Source organism: Phormidesmis sp. 146-20 (assembly GCF_052939475.1).
The window spans coordinates 73577-95926 of sequence record NZ_JBJPHT010000010.1 but is presented as its reverse complement, the minus strand read 5'-3'; the positions used below and the strand labels follow the sequence as shown (position 1 = coordinate 95926).

Sequence of the window (22350 nt, the reverse complement as noted above, 5' to 3'; positions counted from 1 at the left end):
AAACTTGAGACGATTATGACAATGCTAGAAGGGAGTCCGTGGCTATTGGCTCATCGATCGATGTTAAAGCCCAATCAGCCGATGAAAATTTCGCTATACGGTAACGATTATGTTCTGTGGCAGGATCATAATGGAACCATCACGGCTTTGCCTAATGCTTGCCCACACATGGGCGCAATGCTCTCTGAAGGCTGGTGTGTGCCTCATTTAGACGGCAGCAGCGCAATCGCGTGTCCCTTTCATGCGTTGGAATTTGGCTCAACCGGATGCACGGTTTTACCCGGATCAAACAACCCTACAAAGTCGCTGCTAAAGCCGTTAGAGCTAATTATTCAAGGTGATTTTGTTTGGTCGTATGGAGGGGTCGAGCCAAAAATTTCGATCCCAACTATTTTGAATGAATTTGCGGCTGAGTATGACTTTGTTGGCTTTGTTGGCGATTGCAGCGTTAAAACGAACTTACTGGCGATGCTGCTAATCATGCACGACTACAATCACCAAAACGGAACACATCGCGCGTTCTTTGAAATTGAAGAAGTGCAGTTCAAAAAATTCATTGACCAGGGATTACATTCCTATGCTTACTATGACACACCCAGAGCCAAAAACAAGTTTCGAGATATTCTGAAAAACCCGGCTGTCTTAGTGCTGCCAAAAGTCATGAACATTCATGTAGAAAACTTTTTCCCTGCGATCGTCATTCTGCACGAAGACTCCTCGATCGGAGCCGTGAAGCAATGTCATCTATTTGTACCTGAATCTGAAACACAGACTCGCACTTATGTTCTAATGTTTGGAAAAGCCAAGCATCCGATCGCAAACTTGGCAAAACACCCTATTCTAAAATTGGTCGAGACTGCTGTTAAACAAGATGCTGAAATGTTAGGCAAACTCTACAACGATGCGCCCAAACGGATCAAGCTCAATAATGAAGTGGGTATGGATTGGGTGAAACGAAATTTTGAAAACTTTCCAGCGATTAGCGCACGCAACTCTGAAGGAACCGTTGAGCCAAATCTATCCCAATAAGATATCTCAATAAGAAGAGTTGTTATTTGTTAGTCTCCGCAATCTTGTGTGGGGATCTTCCTGTCAAGATCAGTGCCACCATTTCTGCGCGAGACGAAACCTTGAGCTTACGAAAAATTCGCTTCAAAGCTTGCTTTACCGTGTTCTCACTAATCCAAAGTTCACGACCAATTTCTGCGTTTGTTTGCCCTAAAGCGACCTGTTCGGCAATCTGTAGCTCACGCGATGTCAGTCTAGCACTTTGCAAGAACTGATTCTGCAATGTGCTGTTAGAGTTACTTTGCGATCGCCTGGATGTAACCCAGACCGATAAATGGAGACAGATCGCACTGAGATCAGCAAGATTCTGGGTTGTAAAGGCAGGCATTGACTTCTCACGAGTGCAACCCACAGCCCCGACCAGTTGATTGCGATCGATAATCGGCCCAGCCATCACATGCCAATGATCGGGGCGAGGACAGATTAGTTTCCAGGCTTTGGGCGAGGTGACCAAGGCTTCGTGAACGGGCGCATGATGATCGACTAGATAACGCGCCACAGGGTTATGTTCAATTGAGAGGGCAATGTCTAGAATGTTCTGAAGCTTGCGATCGAGGTGATGCAATTGGTCAAAGAAAAAGATTCCTCGTTTTGTTGCGGCAAAATACTCCCCAATGTGAGGGACGAGTTGCGATCGCAAATCTTGTTCATCTTCAACTTGATGAATCAGTTCAAACAAAAGCTTCAAGGAATGGGTCATGAGCAAAGTGTACCCGATCGAGGTCTAGGCGAGGTTGGTTGCCACTTCTAGTATAAGGATAGATTTAATTGCAATCGCCAGCAGGAAATGAACTCATGACTGACTCACAACAATACATCATTGGTTTGGTCTTTTACCCCGGCATGACAGCACTCGACATTATCGGGCCGCAATCCGTATTTGCTGCTCTGCCAGGTATCCAAATCCACCGCATCTGGAAAACACTAGACCCAATTCAAACAGATGATGGCATGATAATTGTCCCCGATACCACCTTTGAAACTTGCCCACCTTTAGATGTGATTTGTGTCGGTGGCGGACTCCAACAGGCGGCGGTTGTAGATGATCCAGAGGTGCTTGACTTCTTTCGACAACAAGGGAGCCGGGCAAAATTTGTGACTTCTGTATGTTCTGGGTCTGAGTTTCTCGCGAAGGCAGGATTGCTGCAAGGGTATCGAGCGGCCACTCACTGGTTGTTTCGCGAACCCCTGGCACGATTGGGCGTTGAAGTTGGAACCGAGCGAGTCGTGATTGACCGAAATCGCATGACAGGGGGTGGCGTAACGGCAGGCATTGATCTTGGTCTAGTGATTGCTGAAATGCTTTGTGGTGAGGAAGCCGCCAAGATTGCCCAACTGTTGATCGAGTACGATCCTGCCCCGCCATTCGATGTGGGTTCTCCAGAGAAAGCAGGTGCGGATTTGGTGAATAAAGCGATCGCACATGCGACTCAAGTTTTCAATCTACCCGTCAGTCAGGAAGTTTGAGATGACCACTTCAGACATCGACCCCTTGCGGGTAACTCGAAGAGATCGCAATATTGCAGCTAAAAACTGGATAAAACTTGGCTTTTACATACCTTCCATCCTCTTCAATAGCTATTGCTCAAGTACTATACCCATACTGCTGGGAATCCAATTTTGCAGCATTCATCTCAAAACGCTGTTGCACCTGGAAGTGGTTCATCCGCTGGTTGGATTCATGTTATTCTATGTATCTTCAACGCTTGTTCATGAGGTAGGGCGCGGTTTATCCTGTAGCCACGATCAGCCGCAACAGCAAGCTTGAAAGTCTACTAGCGACCCATGATAACGTTGCCGAAAAGAGCAGCCCTGACTATCATTCACCCAGGTTAAAACTCTGGCGGGAAGCACGATTATTGCACAGGAGATTGAAGTCATGCAAATCTCGAATCGAGAGGAGATCCAGTCGAAGCAACTCCCGCGCGTGAGCAGTCCACCCTGGTTGCAACTCGTCAATTGGATCGCCGATCCGCTGGGATGCCAGGACAGATACAGCCGCAAGTATGGCGATATGTTTATCATGCAACCGGGCAAATTTCGATCGGCTGTCGTGATTGGCAATCCTCAAGCGATTCAGGAGATTTTTAGCCAGGATGCCAAGTTTGATGTCGGTCGGGCTAATGAACTAGCAGAACCACTACTGGGACGAAATTCGTTAATCTTGCTTGATAGCGATCGACATCAGCGCGAACGCAAATTGTTAATGCCCCCCTTTCATGGAGAACGGCTTCAGACTTATGCAAAGCAGATCTGTCAGATTACAGAACAGTTTGCGAGTCAGTGGAGAGTGGGTCAATCGTTTATCGCACGGACTGCCATGCAGCAGATTAGTCTAGAGGTGATTTTGCAGGTCGTTTTTGGCTTGAGCGAAGGCGGTTCCCCCGGAGTTGCGCCCTGTGCTAATCGCTATCAACAACTCAAACCACTGCTGACCGAGTGGATCGATATGACCGATTCGCCGCTGCGATCGAGCCTACTGTTTTTTAAGTTTCTACAACAAGACTGGGGATTGTGGTCGCCTTGGGGACGAATGAAGCAGCGCCAGCGCCAGATTCACAACTTGCTTCAAGCAGAAATTGAGGAAAGAAGAACGCAGGGGACGGAGACGCGAACCGATGTTTTGAGCTTACTCATGGCAGCGCGAGATGAAAATGGGCAAGCAATGACGGATGAGGAATTAAGAGATGAACTGCTGACGATTTTGTTTGCGGGACATGAAACGACAGCAACCACGATCGCGTGGGCGTTTTATCAAATTCATCAACGAGTAGAGGTGCGTGAAAGATTGCTTCAGGAACTAGATGGGTTAGGGGAATCAGCCCCAATGAATTTAGCTCAACTTCCCTACCTGACTGCTGTTTGTCAAGAGACTCTGCGGATGTATCCAGTTCTACCGATGCTGTTTCCCCGTATTGCTAAATCACCTGTGACGATCGCAGGATATTCATTTGATGCAGAGACAACTTTCATGGCAACAATCTACCTGGTGCATTACCGGGAGGACTTGTATCCGAATGCTCAACAGTTTAAGCCAGAACGGTTTCTTAATCGCCAGTATTCTGCGTCTGAATATTTTCCGTTTGGAGGCGGCAGTCGGCGATGTTTAGGATTTGCCTTAGCTCAGTTAGAAATGAAGCTAGTTCTAGCAACGATTTTGTCTAAATACAAACTTGCTTTAGCGGAGGATAAACCTGTTAAACTACAACGCCGTGGGTTTACGCTGGCTCCAAGGGGTGGAGTTCGGATGGTGATGACTGGAAACCGCCACGTTGATTGATATCTGTTCTACTTGAGTTGTGAGACTTCGGTGGTTAGTAGTTAGTTGTAAGTCGGTGGCTAAGAACGAATTGCTGAGGAATGAGAATTGAATGATACCGAATTTTGTAGGGTGTGTTGAGCAATAGAGAAACGCACCACTAACGGTTGCAATCAGTGCATCTCGCGAGCCCCGATCCTTCATTTTGTTCCAGAGCAAGCTTGAACGGACTGATAAAGGCTACTCTCTCACAGCTATGAATCGGCTCTACCTTTTTAAGCTGCCGTGTACACACAAGTCGATCGGTCTGTCATCGCTGAAATCCTTCGCCCCCTAAATCCCCCAAAAATGGGGGACTTTGAGCCGTCGTCATGGCTTTGAACTTTGGAAATCTTTCCTTGGTCAAAGTCTCCCAGCATGGGGGATTTAGGGGGCTGAAGCCGCCTGAAACGAAGCGACAACGACTTGTGTGTACACGGTAGACCTTTTTAAGGGGGGCTAGAGGGGATCTAACGGCTTGGAACCGACTAAAAATAATCATTTGCAATCTACTGAGTCTCTACTGACGTGTGGGTGCTAAAAGCAAAGTGATATGCAAGTCGAAACAATTGTCGCAAAGCACAACTCTGGCACTGCTGCATAAACAACTTCTAGAAAGTCCCACTACTTTACAGGAATCACCATTCATCCGAGGTCAATGATGTTTCAGCCACAAACTCCCCCGGTTCGGATCGGCATGATGTTGTTTCCAAGTTTCAGTGAGTTAGAGTTCATGGCTCCTTACGGAATCTTTTCGCACCTGCCCAACACTCAAATCTATCGACTCGCACCCACGCTCGATCCGGTTTACTCTGACTCTGGATTTCCGCTGGTTCCGAATACATCCTTTGAAAAAGCGCCTGATTTAGATGTATTGTTTGTTCCGGGTGGTTTGGGGGTCACGGCCAAACTAGAAGATGCAGAATTTCTCCGGTTCTTGAGGGTACAAGGTGAACGCGCTCGTTATATCACCTCAATCGGTAGCGGATCGCTGCTGCTGGGTGCTGCTGGGTTGCTGAAAGGATATCGCGCCACAACGGATTGGTTCTCCCTAGAATTGCTAAAACTGCTTGGCGTAGAGCCTGTCTCAGAACGCATTGTCGTAGATTGTAATCGCATTACCGGAAGTAGTATTCTGGATGGACTTGCTTTGGGAAACGCGATCGCAACTGAACTATTTGGGAGCGCGATCGCACAGGAAACTCAGCTACGACTAGACTACAATCCATCTCAGTTAACAGATGATTGTCTAGAATCTGTCTCTTCGGAAGTATTTGCCAGAGTCCGGGCTGAACAGCATACCCTTTCGAGGGCAAGGTTACAGATTATTCGGCGCAGTCCTTCTATTGTACAAAATATAGTTCAGAAATAAGGTGGCAAAATGCACATTATCTTTGGCACAGGGCCAGCAGGCACGACACTTGCTAAATTCCTACATGCGCGCGGCAAACAGGTGCGGTGCATCAATCGCAGTGGCAAAGCGGCGGTTCCATCAGGAGTTGAGGTTGTAGCGGGTGATGTGCTGAATGTAGAGCAAGTACGACTCGCTTTGACGACAACTTCCGAAGGATCGGACTGTGCTGAAACAACCGTTGTCTATCATTGTGCGAATGTTCCCTATCCTCAGCAAGTCGAGTTGATTCCCCGCTTTCAAGCCAACATTATCGACGGTGCAGCCCGTGTGAATGCGAAGCTGATTGTGCTAGACACACTGTATGGATACGGTGAAACCCACGGGCAGCCCATGACAGAAGCAACTCCCTATGCTGCTACAACGCGCAAGGGTCGGATGCGGGCTGAGGTTGCCCAGAAGTATTTAGCAGCGCATCAAGCCGGAACAGTAAGGGTAGCGCTGGGTCGCTCGGCTGACTTCTTTGGTTCGCGTGTCCTTAATTCTGCTTTGGGCGATCGTGTCTTTCCTGCGGTGTTTGCAAATAAGCCTGTGCAGTTGCTCGGTAATCTTGACCTCCCGCATAGCTACACCTATATCGAGGACGTGGCGCGGGGATTAGCAACGTTAGGTGAGCGCTCCGAAGCGCTGGGTCATGTCTGGTTGTTGCCCGTTGTTGCGCCGCCTGTGACGCAGCGGGAAATGGTGCAGTTGATTGCTAAAGAAGTTGGGCACCCAGTTCGTATCCAGCGATTGCCGAAACTCGCAATTCAGGCAATAGGGCTATTTGACGCAAATCTACGCGAGTTTGTTGAAATGTTCTATCAATACACTGAGCCACAGATTGTTGTATCAAGCAAGTTTGAGCAGGCTTTCGGATGGTCTGCGACACCGCTCAATGTTGCAATTCAAGCCACTCTGGACTGGTATCGTCAGCAGTAAGCGACCAGCGCAAGTTGTACAAGAGGTACAAATACGAGAGAGCCTAATACAGCATCAAATAGGTTTGCATCTGAGTTTGGAAGTCGAGAAATTTGTATCAGTACTGCGAACGTTGTTAATTCAGTTTAGTGCTGTTCTAACGTAAAGTACGCTAAATTTCTATGTTTGAGGTTGAGATGAATTAGAAGACGTTGTTCTGATCGTTTTGGTCGAGCTTCCAGAGTTGCTCCAAGGTTTCAGCTTGTTTGCGTAATTGTCGAGAACGGTGGTTTCGGTAGAGTACGATAGAAGACACAAGTAGCACAGGAACAACAATCAGGCTGTAGGACACGCTGATGAGTGGCTGCTCGATCCGAGAGGCCGAACGAGCATATGCGGTGTGAATCGCGGTCTCATACTGAGAAGGAAAGTTGGAGATTTGAGCACAGTACGTTACTTTCATCATTGATTACATCGAAATTGCAACACTCTTCTACTTATTCAATGGGTGCTTCAATACGTTGATTATGCAGAAGAAACTCAACCATGATTAACCCTATTTACAGGACGTTTACCAACCTCGATCGCAGCTTTCACAATTGGGGCTTTCAGGGCGGCACTACTCGAAATGTTGGAGAGCAATCCTACTGTACTATCCGCTGACTAAATGCGGCAGCTTCAATGAATGCGATCGCGCTTGATCTGCTTCTTGCCAAACAGGTAAGCGATCGCTGCATAAATAGCTTACAGAATTCCCCACTAATTAATTGGAGCAGCCTTGTAGATTACTCCCACAAACTGTTCCACAGAACCTATAACTATCCTTTTTGAGGGGTGAGAATTTAATGTTAGCGGTTGGTTGTAAGTTAATGGCTAAGAACGAATCACTAAAAACCTGCTACTTCAAAAGTTTCTCACAACTGATTTAGGACGTACTTAACCAAGAAATGCTGATGGGCTGCATGAGTCCCTTAATACGCTGAAGAACTTCGGGGCAAGATGCGAACGCCATCAGACACCACTCATCGGAGATATGCAATGAATAATGAACGGATGGGTTTCTTATACAAGCTCTACTGCCTGGGCTGGAGAAATGGTTCGCTAAACTGTTTACCGACACTGCAACATCGGTTATTCGGCATTTTTTTGTACTACCGTCAAGGTTTTGCAGAAGGGACTGGATGACGACAGAATCAACGGCAAGAAGGCTGTAAAAAGCAGTAAGAGAGTTTTTTGGTATAGCTATTAACTTGGAGCAGAGCAATGGTAGATAGAATACAGTCAGACCAAACAAATGCGTCTCCTCAACCTTATAAATATTTCAATCATAGCTGTAGCAGCCCTAAATCAGCGTCAGTTCGACAACGTTTTCCCACTTCGGTGTCTTGTCCTCCTGTTTCCTACCCCCCTAGCTCTGGCGGACTTTCAGATCAGATTTGCGGTGTAAAGTCTCTCACTCATGGAAGATCTAGGGAGCAACCTGGGCTAACAACCGCGGAGAGAGATTTCATCGAATTCATGTTGAGTCAGCCGTGAGAATCTTGAAATAGCGGTTCTTAGTAATTCGTTCTTAGCTATTAACTTAACGTCAGTTCGCTGAACGCTTCGCTTCGCTTTTAGATCCAGGAACGCCCCCTAAATCCCCACGAGTGAGGGACTTTGAATCAGAATTCCTCTCTTAAAGTCCCCAAAATTGGCAGCTTTGAGGGTAGGAGCCGTGAACAACGAAGCGGAAAAACTCTCATCGAATTCACGTTAACTTACAGCCAATCACTAACTACCAACCACTAACCTCCAAACTCCCACAACTCCTAATCAGGACTGTCGTCACACACATTGGACACCTTCGCATTTGAGGACAAAGAACGTCTCAACCCCGATTTGATGCTGATCATGTAGTGCTTTTCCATTCACGTTAACAATCCCAAAGTAAGTCAGCGATCGCTGAACCAAAGACGATCGCTGACCGATTTGTACGATTTGGGGTGATGCAGTAAGCTCGATGGCGATACAGAGCTAGGTTGGACGTTTGAAGTAGAATTTGAAATCAGACCAAATCGTTTGCAACGGCTGCTTGATGCCTCGACATAAGTAGATCGGCAAATCGCTTTTAATCCCTACAATCTTTTCGTGCGTCACCGTCGCAACCTGTTCTACTGAATCAAATCGTTGTTTCAAGAAGCTTAAATTACCTCCGACACTGATCACAAGCTTGCCAGAGTAGTTTCTCGATCCCCAAAAATAGTAGCCTGTATGCCCACTGATTGCTTTCGGCAGGTTGTAGTTCCGTCCCCAAAAATCGATCGCTCCCGCATCCCCATACCGCCAGGCTAAGAGGGTACACTCAGACCGCTCACCAGGCGAAAGACGATCATATACCGCTGCAACAGTCGCTACCGTATCTTCCCAACCCAGCATGGCTCTAAAGTGCCAGGGCGCTTGTTCTGCTTGATTCTTAGAATCTCTCGCTAATGTGGGCGGTCGATAAATCGCATTGGAGTAACTGATCAGCGTTTCGATCGGCAAAATGGGCAACCCGATCGGCGCTAAGATAATTCCCCCAGCGATTAAAAGGCAGAACAGAGCAGATTTGAAATATCTACGATGCTGGAAGGCTTGCTCAAACACAATGGCTCCCGCAGCGAGAAACACAGGGTAAATCGGCAGCAAATAGTAGTAGCGAGCTTCAAAGAATAGAAACAGTCCAAGAATGATAACAAACGTCCATCCGAATGCTCGATACTTTCTTCCACTGCTGGTAAATAGATAGTAGTAGAGTCCTGCTAACCAAACTGGCAATGCTACAGGATTCATTAAAATAAACTGTTGTAAGAATAGGTCGAGCGTAGATTGAAGGAATGGTTTCTTCTCGTATAGATTAGACTCCCGCTGATGCTCCAGGAAAGCCCAACCGTGCTGGCTCTGCCAAATTACCGTTGGTAAACAAATCGCGATCGCCAGTGCACCTCCCAGCCAAAGCCATCGGTTAAATAGAAGCTTTCGAGCCGGGGTGATCAAGAAGCCAATCAGCAGGCTAACGGCAAAGAAGGCAATAGAAAATTTGTTCATCAGTCCAATGCCGACGACTAATCCAGCGACTAGCCAGAGCTTGGGGGCTTCATACTTCAAAATCAAAATGGCTAGATAAGCGCAAAGCATCCATAGCAACGGCTCAAACGCATTCATCGTCAGAATAGTTTGCAGAAATAGATATCCAGGCGCAAGGATGACCGCAATCGCAGCCAAACATTGTGCAAATCTTCCACCGCCCAGTTCGCGCACAATGACTCCGGTTAAGAAAACCGTTAGTGATCCCGCGATCGCAGGAAATAGGCGAATCGCAAATAGGGAATCGCCCAGCAACCCACGGCTGATATTTGCAATCACAGCAATCAGTGGAGGAAATTCGGCAAAGCCCCAATCCAAGTGTTCTCCCGCAGCAATGTAGTAAAGCTCGTCCGAGAAATAGCCATAGCGTCCATTTGTTAGAAAATGGAGCAGCAATTTCAAAGCAGCTAAACAACCTAGGAGGGCAAAGTCACTGCTGAGAAATCGTGTAGACGGATTAAACTGAGCCGATAGTCTTTCAAACATAATGGGGCTTGTTTGGTGTTGTTGCAAAGATTTTAGCGGCGAATGGGCAAGCTGATTCTTTAGTTTCGCCATCATTGCAGCTTCACCCCAATCGGACAATGCCTTTTGAATCTTACCAGCCTCATTGATTTCAAAAACACTAAGGAGATTTCTAGCAAAGAAGTTACCAACCTTGGGAAGCCCCCTAAATCCCCCAATTCTGGGGGACTTTGACTTTCAGAACTCTCGATGGAGACAGCCGGGAAATTTATTAAAGGAAATCTCCTAAGTTCCTCAGCGGTGATAGAGCAACCGTTTTTGGCAACCTGCATCGCCCATTTGACGGCTGCCCCAGTTTTCACAAAGAAGCTACTGTCTTTCGACCGTTATATCTTTTCAAAAAAGTCGGATATTATCTTGAAAAACTGCTGAGAATTCCTATGTACTGGTCTTGGAGGGTGTGCGATCGGAGCATGAATAACGACATCTTCAGCAAAAATCTCTAACCAGCCTTCTGCATTCATCGCTGCCATGCTGTCAAAGTAAATTGTGAGCAAGGACGAAATTTCTTCTGTTGACACCTTATCTTCTGTTGACATCTTGGTTTCCTCTTCTCTTGTAGTTTAGTAGCGAACCGATCTCTGCGAAAGCACCCACATTAACGGAGAGGTCGCAGAACAAGCAAAAATTTTAGTCTTGCTGCGGGCTAGTAGAGAGCGTGCTACGAAGTTGCCCCGTAAGCAGGAATCCCTTGCGCTAGACACAAACTAGTGACGGATTCGGCGACTGTTTTATTAGAGGCACAAAACACAGCTTGCGGTCTGAATTCTTCAATTGTTTGAGCAGTCAGTTGGCTCATATTGGGACTGCCATACAGCCCGGTGTCATACATTCTCAGATAAGGGTGCCTCGATATGACTGACCAAACCTGATTGCCATAGGTTTCTTGAAGGTCGCTGCCAATCCACAGCAAACAAAGCTTATAACCTCTGCTTGCAATGTGGGGCAGGACAGATATAATTTCCGCTCCAGTCGCGATCACAAGCACCCAGGAGTAGGCATGGATTGAAAACATGAACCCAGGCGGTTTTACTCTCCGAATCCACACATACTCAGGAAGGTTTCTCTTGTGGACGTGATCAAACGCACTTGTTGCCCAGTTCCTGGTTGCTCTGATGATTAACTCAGCTTTTAATTCGCGGGTTTGCTGATCGAAATACAGTCTAGCGATCGAGAATGAATGCCATTCAATTAAATTTAGGCTAACTTGAGTAAATGCTTCAATATTAGCCCTTCCAGGAACAGTCAACATTAAGACATCTGGAGAGGGGCAGTGCGCTTTGAAGCAACCACAACGCTGTACGTTAACCCAAGGCAGAGCTACACTAATGACCATGAATATCGTCATCAGAACTATCGGATCAACCAGAACAGCTTTTAGAGTGGGTGCTTGCCCTGGATTAATAATAGAAAAATGCAGCAATATCACATGCAGAGTCAGAACGAGCAGACTGAGCCAACCTAGATAACGATGATTTTTCTCAAATGAGTTGTGGAATCTGTGACGGAACAGTGGAGTTGCTGTGACGATGATACTGAGCAAGAGAATCAGTAGCGGGAAAGATGTCGTAACCAATACAACACGATTCAAATCGTTGAGGTGTTGTAATACATCGATTAAAAACCACACAAATCCCCAACTAGCAGATGCCGCGTGAACCCCTTTCATATGATGAACACTGGCATTGATATGATATTTCCCGAATGGAACCCTTTTAGAAACGGCAACTGCTAATCGATAAAGACAGTGCAAAACTAGTTCATTTTGGACTAAGGTGGCAAGCAAAAGGTTAGCAATGCCAAAGGTTCCTGAGAGATAGGGCAATTTGTTGGTGCTGTAGAACCCGATCAAGAGTGTTACATTCATCGCTGAAACGATCGCCCACCAGAATTGATACATCTCCAATTGTTGTCTAATTAGCCATTGATCAGTTCTTCTTGTTCTGGCATCAGAAAGACTTGACTGCATGAGGATACCTCTGCCTGTGAAACTCAACAAGACACTTCTAATGGTCTAGTGGGTGCCTTCATAAACTCTTTATGCAGATCATCCAGAAGCTCTGGCAAAGTCAATCTGTTTAAGAAAATGAATGATTCCCTGGAGAAGCCCCGTATCTGTTAAAGAGGCTTGTTGAAACGATCGCAACATCACCCAGCAAAATTGCATAATCCTCTGCCTTCAGCACCCATCTATCAGTAGAGCACTATCACGTAGACCGAGTGTTACAAAGCAAACAGTAGTAATCATGGCATTCACCCTTAACGATTTAATGGCTATTTCCCCGCATCAGTTATGGTTAGAGCTACCTGAACAAAAGCAGGAACATACCTGGCATGGTGTCACCCAATCACCGTACTCAAATGCTGCTGCACGCTGGAATGGCTATCTCAACACGCTTTGTCTCAATTGCTTGCTGGCTTGCTTTCAAGAGGAAATTAATCCTGCGTTGCAATCCGGCTCGAATGGGTCGGTTTGGGAATTCGTCAATGGGGCTGTTCTGACGGTTGGTGAAACTCGGATTGTCCTGATTCCGGATGATCAAAGCAATGTCTCTGAATTTTGTATTCCTCAAGAATGGGTGGATATTGCAAACTGGGCAGCAGACTACTATGTGGCTGTGCAACTCAATTTAGAAGCGTGTTGGTTACGGGTATCGGGATATGTGACCCATCGGCAAATCCGCGATCGCGCCAGATATGAAGTCACCAATCGAACCTACTGTCTGGATGTTGAAGAGTTAATCGTAGACTTAAATGTAATGTGGGTCGCTCAAGAACTGTGTCCCCCTCAGAAACCAGAAGTTCAAGCATTGCCCAGTTCTCCACTGAGTCAAGTTGAACCCCTACTTGATAAACTGAATCATGCAACCGCTTACTCCCCTCGTTTGAGTGTGCCGTTCTTAGAGTGGGCAACAATCCTCGCATCAGACGACTATCGCCACTCCCTGTACCTTCGTCGAACCGAAAAGCAGTCTCAATTGATCGGAAGTTAACCCTTAGCAGGCGTGAGATTTAGTGTCATCAGCGATCGCAATCACTCGCCACCACATTCTACGACTGGTTAATTGTAATAGGGCTGCAAACGCTCATCGAACAATGCTTGACTCAGTGCTTTCTCCTCAGAATCGTGCAAACACGTCGGGATTGAGTTGCTCACACTGCTGAAGAAATTCTTTAAATTTTTAAACTATCCCTACTATACTTACCCAAGCGGCGGGCAAGTCCATCATTTATGCAGCGATGAAAGGACATTATGGACTTCTCAAACAAATATCTGGCGAATTGCATAATTGTCTGCCTTGAGTCCCCACAAGCTAGTAGAGTAATAACTCAACACACGACCTGCACTAGAGTTACTACTCGTCACACACTATTTGTTACACACTATTTGTCACACACTACTAGGCAGTTAGTCAGGAGCATTGTGCATGACAGAAGAACCTGGAGTGCCATTGAGATAGCACATCTGTCTCTGCTTGACCTGCACCGAATCGTCTGCACTATTTGAGAACCAGGGAGGAAATCTATGCCAGTTCATCAAGAGCATTTACTTCAAGATTGGAAGGATCAACTGCAAAAAAAATCGTTTATTCAACGGTACTTGCGATCGCCTTTGTCGATTTCTTGGTCAAAATTAAGCATGTTCTTTCAAAGCCCGCAGCCTATTGACGAGGGGGAGTTTGCGGAAGCTGAACAGCCGCTCCGCGAAGTCTACTTTGCACGAGTTGCTAATGCGCCATCTCAGGGTATCAGGGTTCAGGGTCATCCATCGCTAACGGCTCAACCGATTTACATTTTATACAATGGTGATGATGTTACTGTGTTCTTAGAACAATCGCTACACGAGAAGCAACTTCAATGGGTGCAAGTTCAGTTTGGGTTTGAGGTAGAAACAACAGGCTGGGTTGCGGCTGAGGTGCTTGGGGATTGGGAACTCGATCGCCTTGTTCTTGAACACGTCAAGCTATTTCTAACGGTTTCGGACGATTGGTATTAATCTAATTGCATCAATCAGCAGCATCGCTCATGTTCTCAGACCGCTGTAGGTTCAGAGAATGGATTAGAAGGATCAGTAATTAGCAAACGATCCACAAGTCCGATGTTTGCCTCTGCGCTGCTATCTTTAAGGAACTATCATCATATGGAACGTCTGCTGGGTACGCTAGAGCATTCTTTTTGGTTGTATGACCAAGTTCTGCCGATTCACTTTGCCTTGAGTGCTAGAATCAGCGGCAGCTTTAGCCTTGACCAACTTCGGAAGTCGCTGTCCCAGGTGCAGATGCAGCATCCTTTACTTCGGGTAGGCATTGCAGTTGCAGAAACCGGACACCCCAAATTTGTCGAGCAAACTGCGCCTATTCCCCTTCGATGGGTGCTGCGGGAAAATGACCACGACTGGCAGCGAGAAGTAGAAATTGAGTTGACTCGCTCCTTTGACTGGCGGACTGCCCCCCTGGTTCGGGTTGTGCTGTTGCAATCGGAGCATCTATCTGAATTAATTGTGACCTGTTATCATGCGATCGCTGATGGTCTGTCAATCGCCTGCCTCATTCGAGACATTGTAAAAGGCTTGGAATCTGAAAGTTCTGCGCTACAACCTTTATCAAAGGCTCACCCGATTGAACAGTTAATCCCAATTCATGAGCAACAAACATTACCGCAAGAACCCCGGCTTCGCGAGTACTCCACTACGGTTTCTAGTCGTCCTCGTTCTCACATTAGAATGGCTCTGTTGTCTACCCAGTTGACCCAGCAGGTGTGCGATCGTGCTCGTCAAGAAAATACCACTGTACATGGTGCAATTAGTGCAGCATTCTTATTAGCGATGGCGCGTCAACGAGGATCGTCGCTGATATGTCAGTCCCCGATCAATGCGCGATTTGCTTTGCAAAATTCTGAAGGATCGCAGTTGACTCCAGCAATCAGTCAAGCTGTGGGACTCTATATCTCCTTTGGCTTGACTCAGCACGATCTCAAGGAAGATTCATCCCTATGGGAAACGGCGCGATCTCTGAAGTCTCAACTCTCAAAATCGAGGCTGCCGACTCAACTGTTTGAGGTCATTCGTCAGCAGCAAAGGCTTACCGCATCATTGCCAGAGGCGCAAACGGTTTTCCAGGCGATGCATCAAGCGCATGGTTATGATCTAATCGTGACTAACTTGGGACGCTTGCCATTTGAACAACAATTTGGCTCATTGCGGATCGAAGCCCTCTATGGCCCAGCGGTGTTAACTGGAATGGAGAATGAGCGGATTGTAGGAGTCGCGACCTTGGGCAGTCAATTGTCCGTGACAGTGACTAATCCCGCTACGGTCACTTCGGAGCAGGCAAGTGCAAGTTTGGCAGAAGCTTTGGAAGTCTTAAGTGAGGCAGTTTTATTGCCTTCAAATCCCGTTCTCTCTTTGTAGTTTAATCCCTTAAAGCAATGGAAAATAACAGGACGAGCCGTCAAGCGTATTGGCGCACGAACACGACTTTAATTTTTAGTCTCTTGATGGTTTGGGTGTTAGCCTCACTAGTGTTCAGCATTTTGCTGGTGCAACTGCTCAATAACATTCGGCTCGGCGGAGTCCCATTTGGCTTTTGGATGGCGCAGCAAGGCTCAATCTACGTGTTTGTCGCCCTAATTTTTATTTATGCCGTTCAAATGGATAGGCTCGATCGCAAGTACAGTTCTGGCAGTCTCCCTCAATCGCACTCCAGTTCCAATATACCGAGGCTTAACTTATGTCAGTTGAAGGTTGGACGATTGTTTTAGTTATCCTTTCGTTTGTGCTTTATATCTATATCGGTTGGCAATCGAGAGTACAAGATACGAAGGGATTTTTTGATTGTGGCGTATCTGATTCCCGCGATCGCACTCTCTTTTTTGCTGACCGGATTTTTTGTGCCGCAACTCGGCTTTACCTTTAGCGATATTGTCGGACGATTGAATGCGCTGCAAACGGATCTGGGCTTCAGCGAGTACATTCAGCCTTTTGCGAACATGACTCCACCGCCCGCAGAGATTCAAGCTCTGGTAGAAGATTTGCGTGACCCTACTCACAACATTGAGCACGCGCAAGGATAATCGTGTTCTACTTGTGAGAATTTGGTGGTTAGTAGTTAGTGGTGAATCAAAGGCTAAGAACTAACTACTAACAGGGAGCATTCCAATTGTGCAAACTCTCGGATTGCCCCCCTCACGAAGTGGGGCGAGAGCTTTGCCAGCCCGTCTCTCCAGGGAGAGGGAGTCCGGCTTAATGGGTCAGGGGATGAGGGTCTTCAGTTTAATTGCACCCAGCTACTTAGACACTACAAGTTCGTCCTTAAATAAACGTAAATTCGATGAAGTTTTTTGCTTCGTTCTCAAGCTTCTGCCTTCCAATCCGCCAACTCTGGGAAACTTTCAGAATAGGGGTTGGGGCGCAAAAGAGCAGAATACCGAAGCGAAAAACTGTTGTCGAACTCACGTTAAATCAACCAATGGAATATAAATCTGCGTTCTTTGACCGATCGCAATGGCCACATCCTGGCTGATTGTAGAAAATAACTTGTCTTCCCGTCTGAACGATCACTTCTAATAGCTCTAAGTAACCAGTTCAAGATTCTCCTTGATTCAGTTGTAACAATGCGATACGGCAGATACTCATGAAATGAGGTGAAGCTTACAGAGGCTAATGACTGTCTATTCACACATTAGCTCAGGATCAATGGGATTCATACTAACTTAGAACCTCAGTTCATAACCTAGTAGACTGTAACCATTCGCTCACAACCTCAGCTATTTTGTTGCTAACAAATTTTAAAGACTCGGAAGGCAAGTTTAGATCATGTTCAAGTTGGCTCTCAAACACTTGTAGGAAACCTGGCTTGCTTTCTACTGAGTGAGTGAACATCAAAAAAACATTTCTACTGATGTATTGCTGATTAAACTGATCTAAGTAGATGTGCACCAACCGTTTACAGTGTGATTGCAAACATTCGTCTAGCAATTCTTGAATGGTCTCAATTGCTTTATCATCTTGTAAAGCCAAGCCAGGATTGAGTTGCTGACACTGCTGAAGAAATTCCTTTAAGATATTCCTACTATATTTTCCTAAGTGACGAGCAACTTGATATTGTTTTTGCAATTCTGGATGCTTGCGCTTTAACACGATCGCAATCTCAGCCTGTGTTAAATTTAACCCTAGCCAAAGCTTTAGCAGAGTTTGCCCCGTTTCTGGAATCGTTGTAAATAGCTGAGAAACTAAGGATTCGACTTGTTCTCTTTCTTCGGTTTGGATAGCGGATTCCAAAGGTGTCGGCATCGGATCAGAAACAACTTCATCACTTTCAAGCGTCAGAACTCGATTTGTTCGATAGTCGCGCGCCGATCGAATGCAGGTTGAAAGCATCGCTTGAATCGTGTTTGCGTCAGCAAGTTCCGTTAGTGTGATCAACTGATCCTGCTTCTGGTTGTAGCAAGCGGCAATCTGAACTAACTCTTCCTGGCTCGGCGCTTCTAGACTTCGACTATTGTGCCTTGACTGAGGTTGACAAACCGTGCTGTAGCAGTAGACCGTAAAGCAGTATGCATCAATCTGACTCGTCTCTATTCCTCTGGATGCCAAAGCTTCTTTGAGTTCTTTGCGGCTTAAGTCCTTTAACAGCCCATAATCAGAGAACTTTTCTCGCTTTGCTTCGAGGTCTTGAGTATAAATGGTATTGCCAATAAAGCGGTATATTGCTGTTTTCGCATAGCCTTCCAAACTGCTCTGATGGTCTAACTTAAAACTTCGGAAGAGTTTGGCGGGTTGATTGACGAATAAGTTACCAATCTGAAACAAATCAGCTAACGAATACCGATACTGAACAGATTGAAATTGCTTCTGTAGCTTCTGTGCTGCCTGATAACACACTTCTTGTAAGAAAGCTGACAGATGCTTTTCTGCTATTGTCCGCTCACCGAATTGAGCCTTCTCATTCTGTAGAATCTTAAGAAAATGAAGTGCCCACGCTTCGGCGGTTTGTTCTGGATACGCTTGCACTTGTTGTTCGATGCTGCGCTCTAAAGCGGATTCTGTTACCCATCGGGTCAGCGTCAGACTTTTTCCTGCATCTGGAAAGCTCAGGAATGTAGAAAATTTTTGCACATTGCTTTGACGTTTCTTCATTTTTCTGACTCACTAGAAACGAATATTACTAGAAGACTAGGCCAGTTATCTTCCTGGCTTTCTCACTGATTCAAGCAGTTGTGATTTTACAAACTGAGACCATGCTTCTGTAGTCTTAGAAAAGTTTTGAGCGCTTATGATCAAGGTACAAGATTAAACAGAAAAGCTGTCTTAACCTCTTATGCAATGTTATTGACATAGTTCAGCAACCTCCGTTACACAAGTCTGCCAACCTTGTTGCACAAGTGTGCAATCGAGTGATTAGTTGATTTCAAATTTTGCAAAAGGCGGTTCATTTGATTGTTCAGATTGATGATTTGTTCTATCATCTACTAAGCTGAGAAACTTACATTTTCGGGGTCTCAACGATGAGTCAAGATCTCCCCAAACAAGGGATACTTAAAATACTGGTAGTCGATGATCACGAACTAATTCTAAGTGGAACGATCGACTTGCTAAGACGGCACTATCCCCAAGCCAAACTCTTTACTGCTAAAACAATCCAGAGCACCCTCCAGCAGGTCGAAGTGCTTCAGCCCGATCTCGTGATCATCGATCTCGCCTTACCCGAAACCTCCGGGGACGCTGCCGAACTCAACGGTGGTATTAAAAGCTTGCGAACCTTAATGAAAACCTATGTCACTCTTAATTTGGTGGTGCAAAGCAGCTATGTCAAAGCACTGGTGCGACTTAAATCCGACATTGATGCTCATGAAGGAGGATTTACCGTCGCAGACAAAGGGCTTTCGAGCCAGGAGATGTTGAACCGAATTGACCTGGCCCTGAGAGGAGTCACACATACCAAGGATCTGCGAATGCCACCAGGGGAGGTCAAGTTAGAATGGATTGAATTACTTAATTTCGCATTTAGTGAAGGATTAGAAGATAAAGTCATTGCTGATCGCATGAGAGTCTCTCTCAGAACGGTGCGTCACTACTGGGCTAAAGTTCAAGATGTGCTCGGTGTCTACCTCGAAGACGGCAAAAGTCTCCGCATTCAAACTGAGAAACGAGCCAGAGAAGAAGGGTTTATCGATTAACTAATCTTGTAAGGAATAAACCATTGTTGCTTACCAGTTGGAACGAATTGAAGCAAAAAATGGCGCTGTGGGCGGTCACTGCATTGCCAGGAATTGCTGCTTTGGGGATGGTGATTCTCGTGCGCCTCAGTGGGTCACTACAATTTCTGGAGTGCGTGACGCTTGATTCCTTTCTGCATCTTCGACCTGCCGAGCCGATCGACGAGCGAGTGGTCATTGTCGGAATTGACGAAGCAGATATCCAACAAATTGGAAAGTACCCCATCCCCGATCGTGAGATTGCCAAACTACTTAGAACATTGCAGAAATACCAGCCTAGAGCGATCGGACTGGATCTCGTGCGAGACATCGCTGTTGAGCCGGGTCATCTTGAACTAGTTGCAGCCCTCAAAGAGATCAAGAACTTAATTGCAGTTGAAAAGGTTTTACCGCTTCCCATTCAGCCACCTCCTAACTTACCTCCTGAACAGGTCGGTTTTGCTGATGTTTTGTCCGACAATGATGGCAAAGTTAGACGCGCTCTGCTGGGAGCCAAAAGGCCTGAAAACGATGAATATGTATTCTCTCTGCCTTTACGACTGGTAGAGCGCTATCTCAAAGCAGAAGGGATTGAACTAAGTAACGGCATTCGTGATCGCGAAGCAATGCGATTTGACTCAATAGAGCTTCCTCGCGTTGCTCCAAATGCTGGGGGCTACAAAGGTACAGATGACTTCGGCGTTCAGCTACTTGTCAATTACCGCAGCGGTTGGCAACGATTTCGCACACTATCGCTTCGAGAGATTAACGAGATTGAAAAGCCCAATGTGCTACGCGCAGCCCTGGGTGGAAAGATCGTGTTGATTGGGGTCACGGCTCAGAGTGTTAAAGATTCGATTAGTACTGCTGCAATTGCAACGTTGCAACCGCCCGGAAAGATTTATGGCGTAGAGTTTCATGCCCATGTGGTGAGCCAAATTGTTAGTGCAGTTCTCGATGGACGACCCATGCTGCAAACTTGGTCACAGGGTTGGGAATATGTTTGGATTGTGGGTTGGGGTATTTTCGCCATTTATCTCGGTCGGAGGTCACGATCGCCCCTAAGAAACCTGGTGTCTGTTGCCGGAGTTAGCCTTGGTCTAGTAGGACTGGGGTATGTTTGCATCCTCAGAGGGTGGTGGATTCCAGTCGCACCCGCTCTACTAGCTTTGGTGTCCAATGGGGCGATTTTGAGTGCGTTTTATCAGTACGATCGCGGATTGAGATCTCAGATTGAGCTACGTCACCGCACGATTGAACGAACCTTTGTTGAACTTCATCGCGGCCCTCTGCAAACCTTGGCCAATCTCTTGAGGCATGTCCAAGACCAGGATATAGAACCCCGTCAACTACTCGAAGACCTCAAAGATCTCAACTATGAAATCCGAGAGATCGGCGAATACCTGCAACTAGAGGCCCTCGATCAAGAAGAAAGTCTGCGTCTCGGCAGTGGTCTAATTCTAGACTTAAAGCTGCCCATTCGCGATCTGTTCTATGAAGTCTACAGCCATACGCTCCAGCGCGGCTTTCCCTGCTTTGAAACGCTGAGAGTAAAAGCTTATTCGTTCGATTCGATCGAAGAGCAATACTTGACCATCGAACAAAAGCGCGAACTCTGTCAATTTCTAGAAGAAGCCCTGTGCAATGTGGGTAAACATGCTAAGAAAGTAACTCGGCTTAGTGCAACTGGGCAGTACAAAGAACGCCAATACACCTTGAGTATCAAAGACAATGGGGCTGGGACTCGATCAGAGTTACAAGGGCGCGGAACCAAACAGTGTCTCGCGATCGCCAGAGGGTTAAGAGGGACATTTCAGCGAACTTCACTGAATGAGAAAGGAACTTTATGTCAATTAACCTGGTCTCTAACAGGTAAAACCTGGAGCTTTGCCCAAATCGGACGCAGAACTAAAGCTTTGGTTCTGAATTGGTTAAATTTCAGCTTCAACAAAAAATAACGAACGGCTAAACGAACCGTTAGATTGTTAGAAGCAGTCAACGAAACATTTGCGCTTTTATCGGTATTGTTTAGTTCAACCAACCTTTACCTCACCAAATTATGACTCTAATCAATCGGTTCCTGAATAAAAGTATCAACCTCAAATTCATCATTGGTTGTATGTTGAGCTTAGGGCTAGTAGTTACTTCATCGACTGAAGCCGCTTATGTCCCTGGTGCTCAAAAACCTGCCCCAAAAGGTCGTCGATCGGACGCAGGAACAACCAGAGGCTGTGTTGGAGGAGAACTGCCGCTGACTGTTTTGGCTTCTCGCACTTATATTGGGCGGACAACATCTGGGCATCCTACATTTGCTTGGTTTGTCCCGCCTGACTCCGTAGCCAAACCTATGAAATTTGTGATCTACGAGTGGGTGCCAAACGGCAAGCCCAAGGCCATTCGCCAACTGTCCTTGCAAAGTTCACCGGGCATCATGAAGCTGTCTCCCTTCTCTAAAAACGAACCAGGACTGCAACCAGGGAAAGACTACTTCTGGCAGGTCGTGATTCAGTGTGATCCAGATAACCCATCAGGTGATTTAGTCAGCGGAACTAGTATTGAGGTTGTCGCAATGTCTACCTCTGTGCAAAATAAACTCAGTAAAGCGGTCAACAGTGCTGAGAGAGCCAATATCTACGCTGAAGAAGGATTATGGTATGACGCACTAAGCGAAGCTCTCAAGCAAGCCCAAGCATCGAAACTGGGGACATTAGGTGCAACGCTGTTGAATGATCTAGCTCAGTCAGAAGTCTCAAAAACGATGCCAGAATCGTCGTCTCCAGAAGGAAATACGATCGCGAAACAGAGTGTAACCTTAAAGCAGATTGCAGGCAGCGCACGTTAGAGG

General features: G+C 46.4%; 22 protein-coding genes. 15 read left to right on the top strand and 7 right to left on the bottom strand.

Going from position 1 to position 22350, the window contains the following annotated elements; all coding sequences use genetic code 11:
- Positions 1 to 15 precede the first annotated feature (15 nt).
- On the top strand, positions 16 to 1029 hold the full coding sequence (locus ACKFKH_RS11140) for a Rieske 2Fe-2S domain-containing protein (RefSeq protein WP_446858357.1): 1014 nt from the start codon (positions 16 to 18) through the stop codon (positions 1027 to 1029).
- A gap of 22 nt (positions 1030 to 1051) precedes the next feature.
- Here ACKFKH_RS11140 and ACKFKH_RS11135 read toward each other — a convergent pair whose 3' ends face one another.
- On the bottom strand, positions 1052 to 1768 hold the full coding sequence (locus ACKFKH_RS11135; protein WP_446858356.1) for a LuxR C-terminal-related transcriptional regulator: 717 nt from the start codon (positions 1766 to 1768) through the stop codon (positions 1052 to 1054).
- Positions 1769 to 1863: 95 nt separating this feature from the next.
- On the opposite strand from ACKFKH_RS11135, the gene ACKFKH_RS11130 reads away from it, so the two are divergent.
- The 5 genes from ACKFKH_RS11130 to ACKFKH_RS11110 all read left to right on the top strand — a co-directional run bounded on the left by ACKFKH_RS11130 (position 1864) and on the right by ACKFKH_RS11110 (position 6698).
- Positions 1864 to 2535 carry a DJ-1/PfpI family protein gene (locus ACKFKH_RS11130; protein WP_446858355.1) on the top strand — a complete coding sequence of 224 codons (672 nt, stop codon included), beginning with the start codon at positions 1864 to 1866 and terminating at the stop codon, positions 2533 to 2535.
- Position 2536: 1 nt separating this feature from the next.
- Positions 2537 to 2836, top strand: a complete 300-nt coding sequence (locus ACKFKH_RS11125; RefSeq protein ID WP_446858354.1) for a hypothetical protein — start codon at positions 2537 to 2539, stop codon at positions 2834 to 2836.
- A 111-nt stretch (positions 2837 to 2947) separates the two neighbouring features.
- Entirely contained in the window at positions 2948 to 4348 is a 1401-nt protein-coding gene (locus ACKFKH_RS11120) for a cytochrome P450 (protein WP_446858353.1), read from the top strand.
- 679 nt (positions 4349 to 5027) lie between these two features.
- On the top strand, positions 5028 to 5738 hold the full coding sequence (locus ACKFKH_RS11115) for a DJ-1/PfpI family protein (RefSeq protein WP_446858352.1): 711 nt from the start codon (positions 5028 to 5030) through the stop codon (positions 5736 to 5738).
- A gap of 9 nt (positions 5739 to 5747) precedes the next feature.
- Positions 5748 to 6698 carry an NAD-dependent epimerase/dehydratase family protein gene (locus tag ACKFKH_RS11110; RefSeq protein ID WP_446858351.1) on the top strand — a complete coding sequence of 317 codons (951 nt, stop codon included), beginning with the start codon at positions 5748 to 5750 and terminating at the stop codon, positions 6696 to 6698.
- A gap of 181 nt (positions 6699 to 6879) precedes the next feature.
- Here the strand turns inward: ACKFKH_RS11110 and ACKFKH_RS11105 are convergent, their stop codons facing one another.
- A complete protein-coding gene (locus ACKFKH_RS11105) occupies positions 6880 to 7140 on the bottom strand; it encodes a hypothetical protein (RefSeq protein WP_446858350.1) in 261 nt (86 codons plus the stop codon).
- A 575-nt stretch (positions 7141 to 7715) separates the two neighbouring features.
- Here ACKFKH_RS11105 and ACKFKH_RS11100 point away from each other — a divergent pair.
- Positions 7716 to 7862 carry a hypothetical protein gene (locus ACKFKH_RS11100; RefSeq protein ID WP_446858349.1) on the top strand — a complete coding sequence of 49 codons (147 nt, stop codon included), beginning with the start codon at positions 7716 to 7718 and terminating at the stop codon, positions 7860 to 7862.
- A gap of 831 nt (positions 7863 to 8693) precedes the next feature.
- Here ACKFKH_RS11100 and ACKFKH_RS11095 read toward each other — a convergent pair.
- The 3 genes from ACKFKH_RS11095 to ACKFKH_RS11085 form a co-directional block, all read right to left on the bottom strand.
- Entirely contained in the window at positions 8694 to 10343 is a 1650-nt protein-coding gene (locus tag ACKFKH_RS11095; RefSeq protein WP_446858348.1) for a glycosyltransferase family 39 protein, read from the bottom strand.
- Positions 10344 to 10636: 293 nt separating this feature from the next.
- Positions 10637 to 10849 (bottom strand): hypothetical protein, encoded by a 213-nt coding sequence (locus tag ACKFKH_RS11090; protein WP_446858347.1) that lies wholly within the window; start codon positions 10847 to 10849, stop codon positions 10637 to 10639.
- 122 nt (positions 10850 to 10971) lie between these two features.
- Positions 10972 to 12279 (bottom strand): hypothetical protein, encoded by a 1308-nt coding sequence (locus tag ACKFKH_RS11085; protein WP_446858346.1) that lies wholly within the window; start codon positions 12277 to 12279, stop codon positions 10972 to 10974.
- Positions 12280 to 12556: 277 nt separating this feature from the next.
- Here ACKFKH_RS11085 and ACKFKH_RS11080 point away from each other — a divergent pair, with 277 nt between their 5' ends.
- A complete protein-coding gene (locus tag ACKFKH_RS11080; protein ID WP_446858345.1) occupies positions 12557 to 13303 on the top strand; it encodes a DUF1822 family protein in 747 nt (248 codons plus the stop codon).
- A 416-nt stretch (positions 13304 to 13719) separates the two neighbouring features.
- On the opposite strand, the gene ACKFKH_RS11075 is transcribed toward ACKFKH_RS11080, so the two are convergent.
- Positions 13720 to 13848: a hypothetical protein gene (locus ACKFKH_RS11075; protein ID WP_446858344.1), complete on the bottom strand. Its 129-nt coding sequence runs from the start codon at positions 13846 to 13848 to the stop codon at positions 13720 to 13722.
- On the opposite strand from ACKFKH_RS11075, the gene ACKFKH_RS11070 reads away from it, so the two are divergent.
- From ACKFKH_RS11070 to ACKFKH_RS11055, 4 genes are all read left to right on the top strand, one after another.
- Positions 13837 to 14307: a hypothetical protein gene (locus ACKFKH_RS11070; protein ID WP_446858343.1), complete on the top strand. Its 471-nt coding sequence runs from the start codon at positions 13837 to 13839 to the stop codon at positions 14305 to 14307. The genes ACKFKH_RS11075 and ACKFKH_RS11070 overlap by 12 nt on opposite strands.
- A gap of 144 nt (positions 14308 to 14451) precedes the next feature.
- Positions 14452 to 15720, top strand: a complete 1269-nt coding sequence (locus ACKFKH_RS11065) for a condensation domain-containing protein (protein WP_446858342.1) — start codon at positions 14452 to 14454, stop codon at positions 15718 to 15720.
- Positions 15721 to 15737: 17 nt separating this feature from the next.
- The gene (locus tag ACKFKH_RS11060; RefSeq protein WP_446858341.1) at positions 15738 to 16070 is read left to right on the top strand and encodes a DUF4212 domain-containing protein; all 333 of its coding nucleotides are present in this window, start codon (positions 15738 to 15740) and stop codon (positions 16068 to 16070) included.
- A gap of 75 nt (positions 16071 to 16145) precedes the next feature.
- Positions 16146 to 16382 (top strand): hypothetical protein, encoded by a 237-nt coding sequence (locus tag ACKFKH_RS11055; RefSeq protein WP_446858340.1) that lies wholly within the window; start codon positions 16146 to 16148, stop codon positions 16380 to 16382.
- 652 nt (positions 16383 to 17034) lie between these two features.
- On the opposite strand, the gene ACKFKH_RS11050 is transcribed toward ACKFKH_RS11055, so the two are convergent.
- A complete protein-coding gene (locus ACKFKH_RS11050; RefSeq protein WP_446858339.1) occupies positions 17035 to 18447 on the bottom strand; it encodes a hypothetical protein in 1413 nt (470 codons plus the stop codon).
- A gap of 368 nt (positions 18448 to 18815) precedes the next feature.
- Between ACKFKH_RS11050 and ACKFKH_RS11045 the strand changes: the two genes are divergently transcribed.
- The 3 genes from ACKFKH_RS11045 to ACKFKH_RS11035 all read left to right on the top strand — a co-directional run bounded on the left by ACKFKH_RS11045 (position 18816) and on the right by ACKFKH_RS11035 (position 22347).
- Positions 18816 to 19487, top strand: a complete 672-nt coding sequence (locus tag ACKFKH_RS11045) for a response regulator (RefSeq protein ID WP_446858338.1) — start codon at positions 18816 to 18818, stop codon at positions 19485 to 19487.
- 23 nt (positions 19488 to 19510) lie between these two features.
- Positions 19511 to 21463, top strand: coding sequence for a CHASE2 domain-containing protein (locus ACKFKH_RS11040; protein WP_446858337.1), 1953 nt, complete (start codon positions 19511 to 19513; stop codon positions 21461 to 21463).
- 101 nt (positions 21464 to 21564) lie between these two features.
- Positions 21565 to 22347: a DUF928 domain-containing protein gene (locus tag ACKFKH_RS11035; protein ID WP_446858336.1), complete on the top strand. Its 783-nt coding sequence runs from the start codon at positions 21565 to 21567 to the stop codon at positions 22345 to 22347.
- The last annotated feature ends 3 nt before the right edge of the window (positions 22348 to 22350 follow it).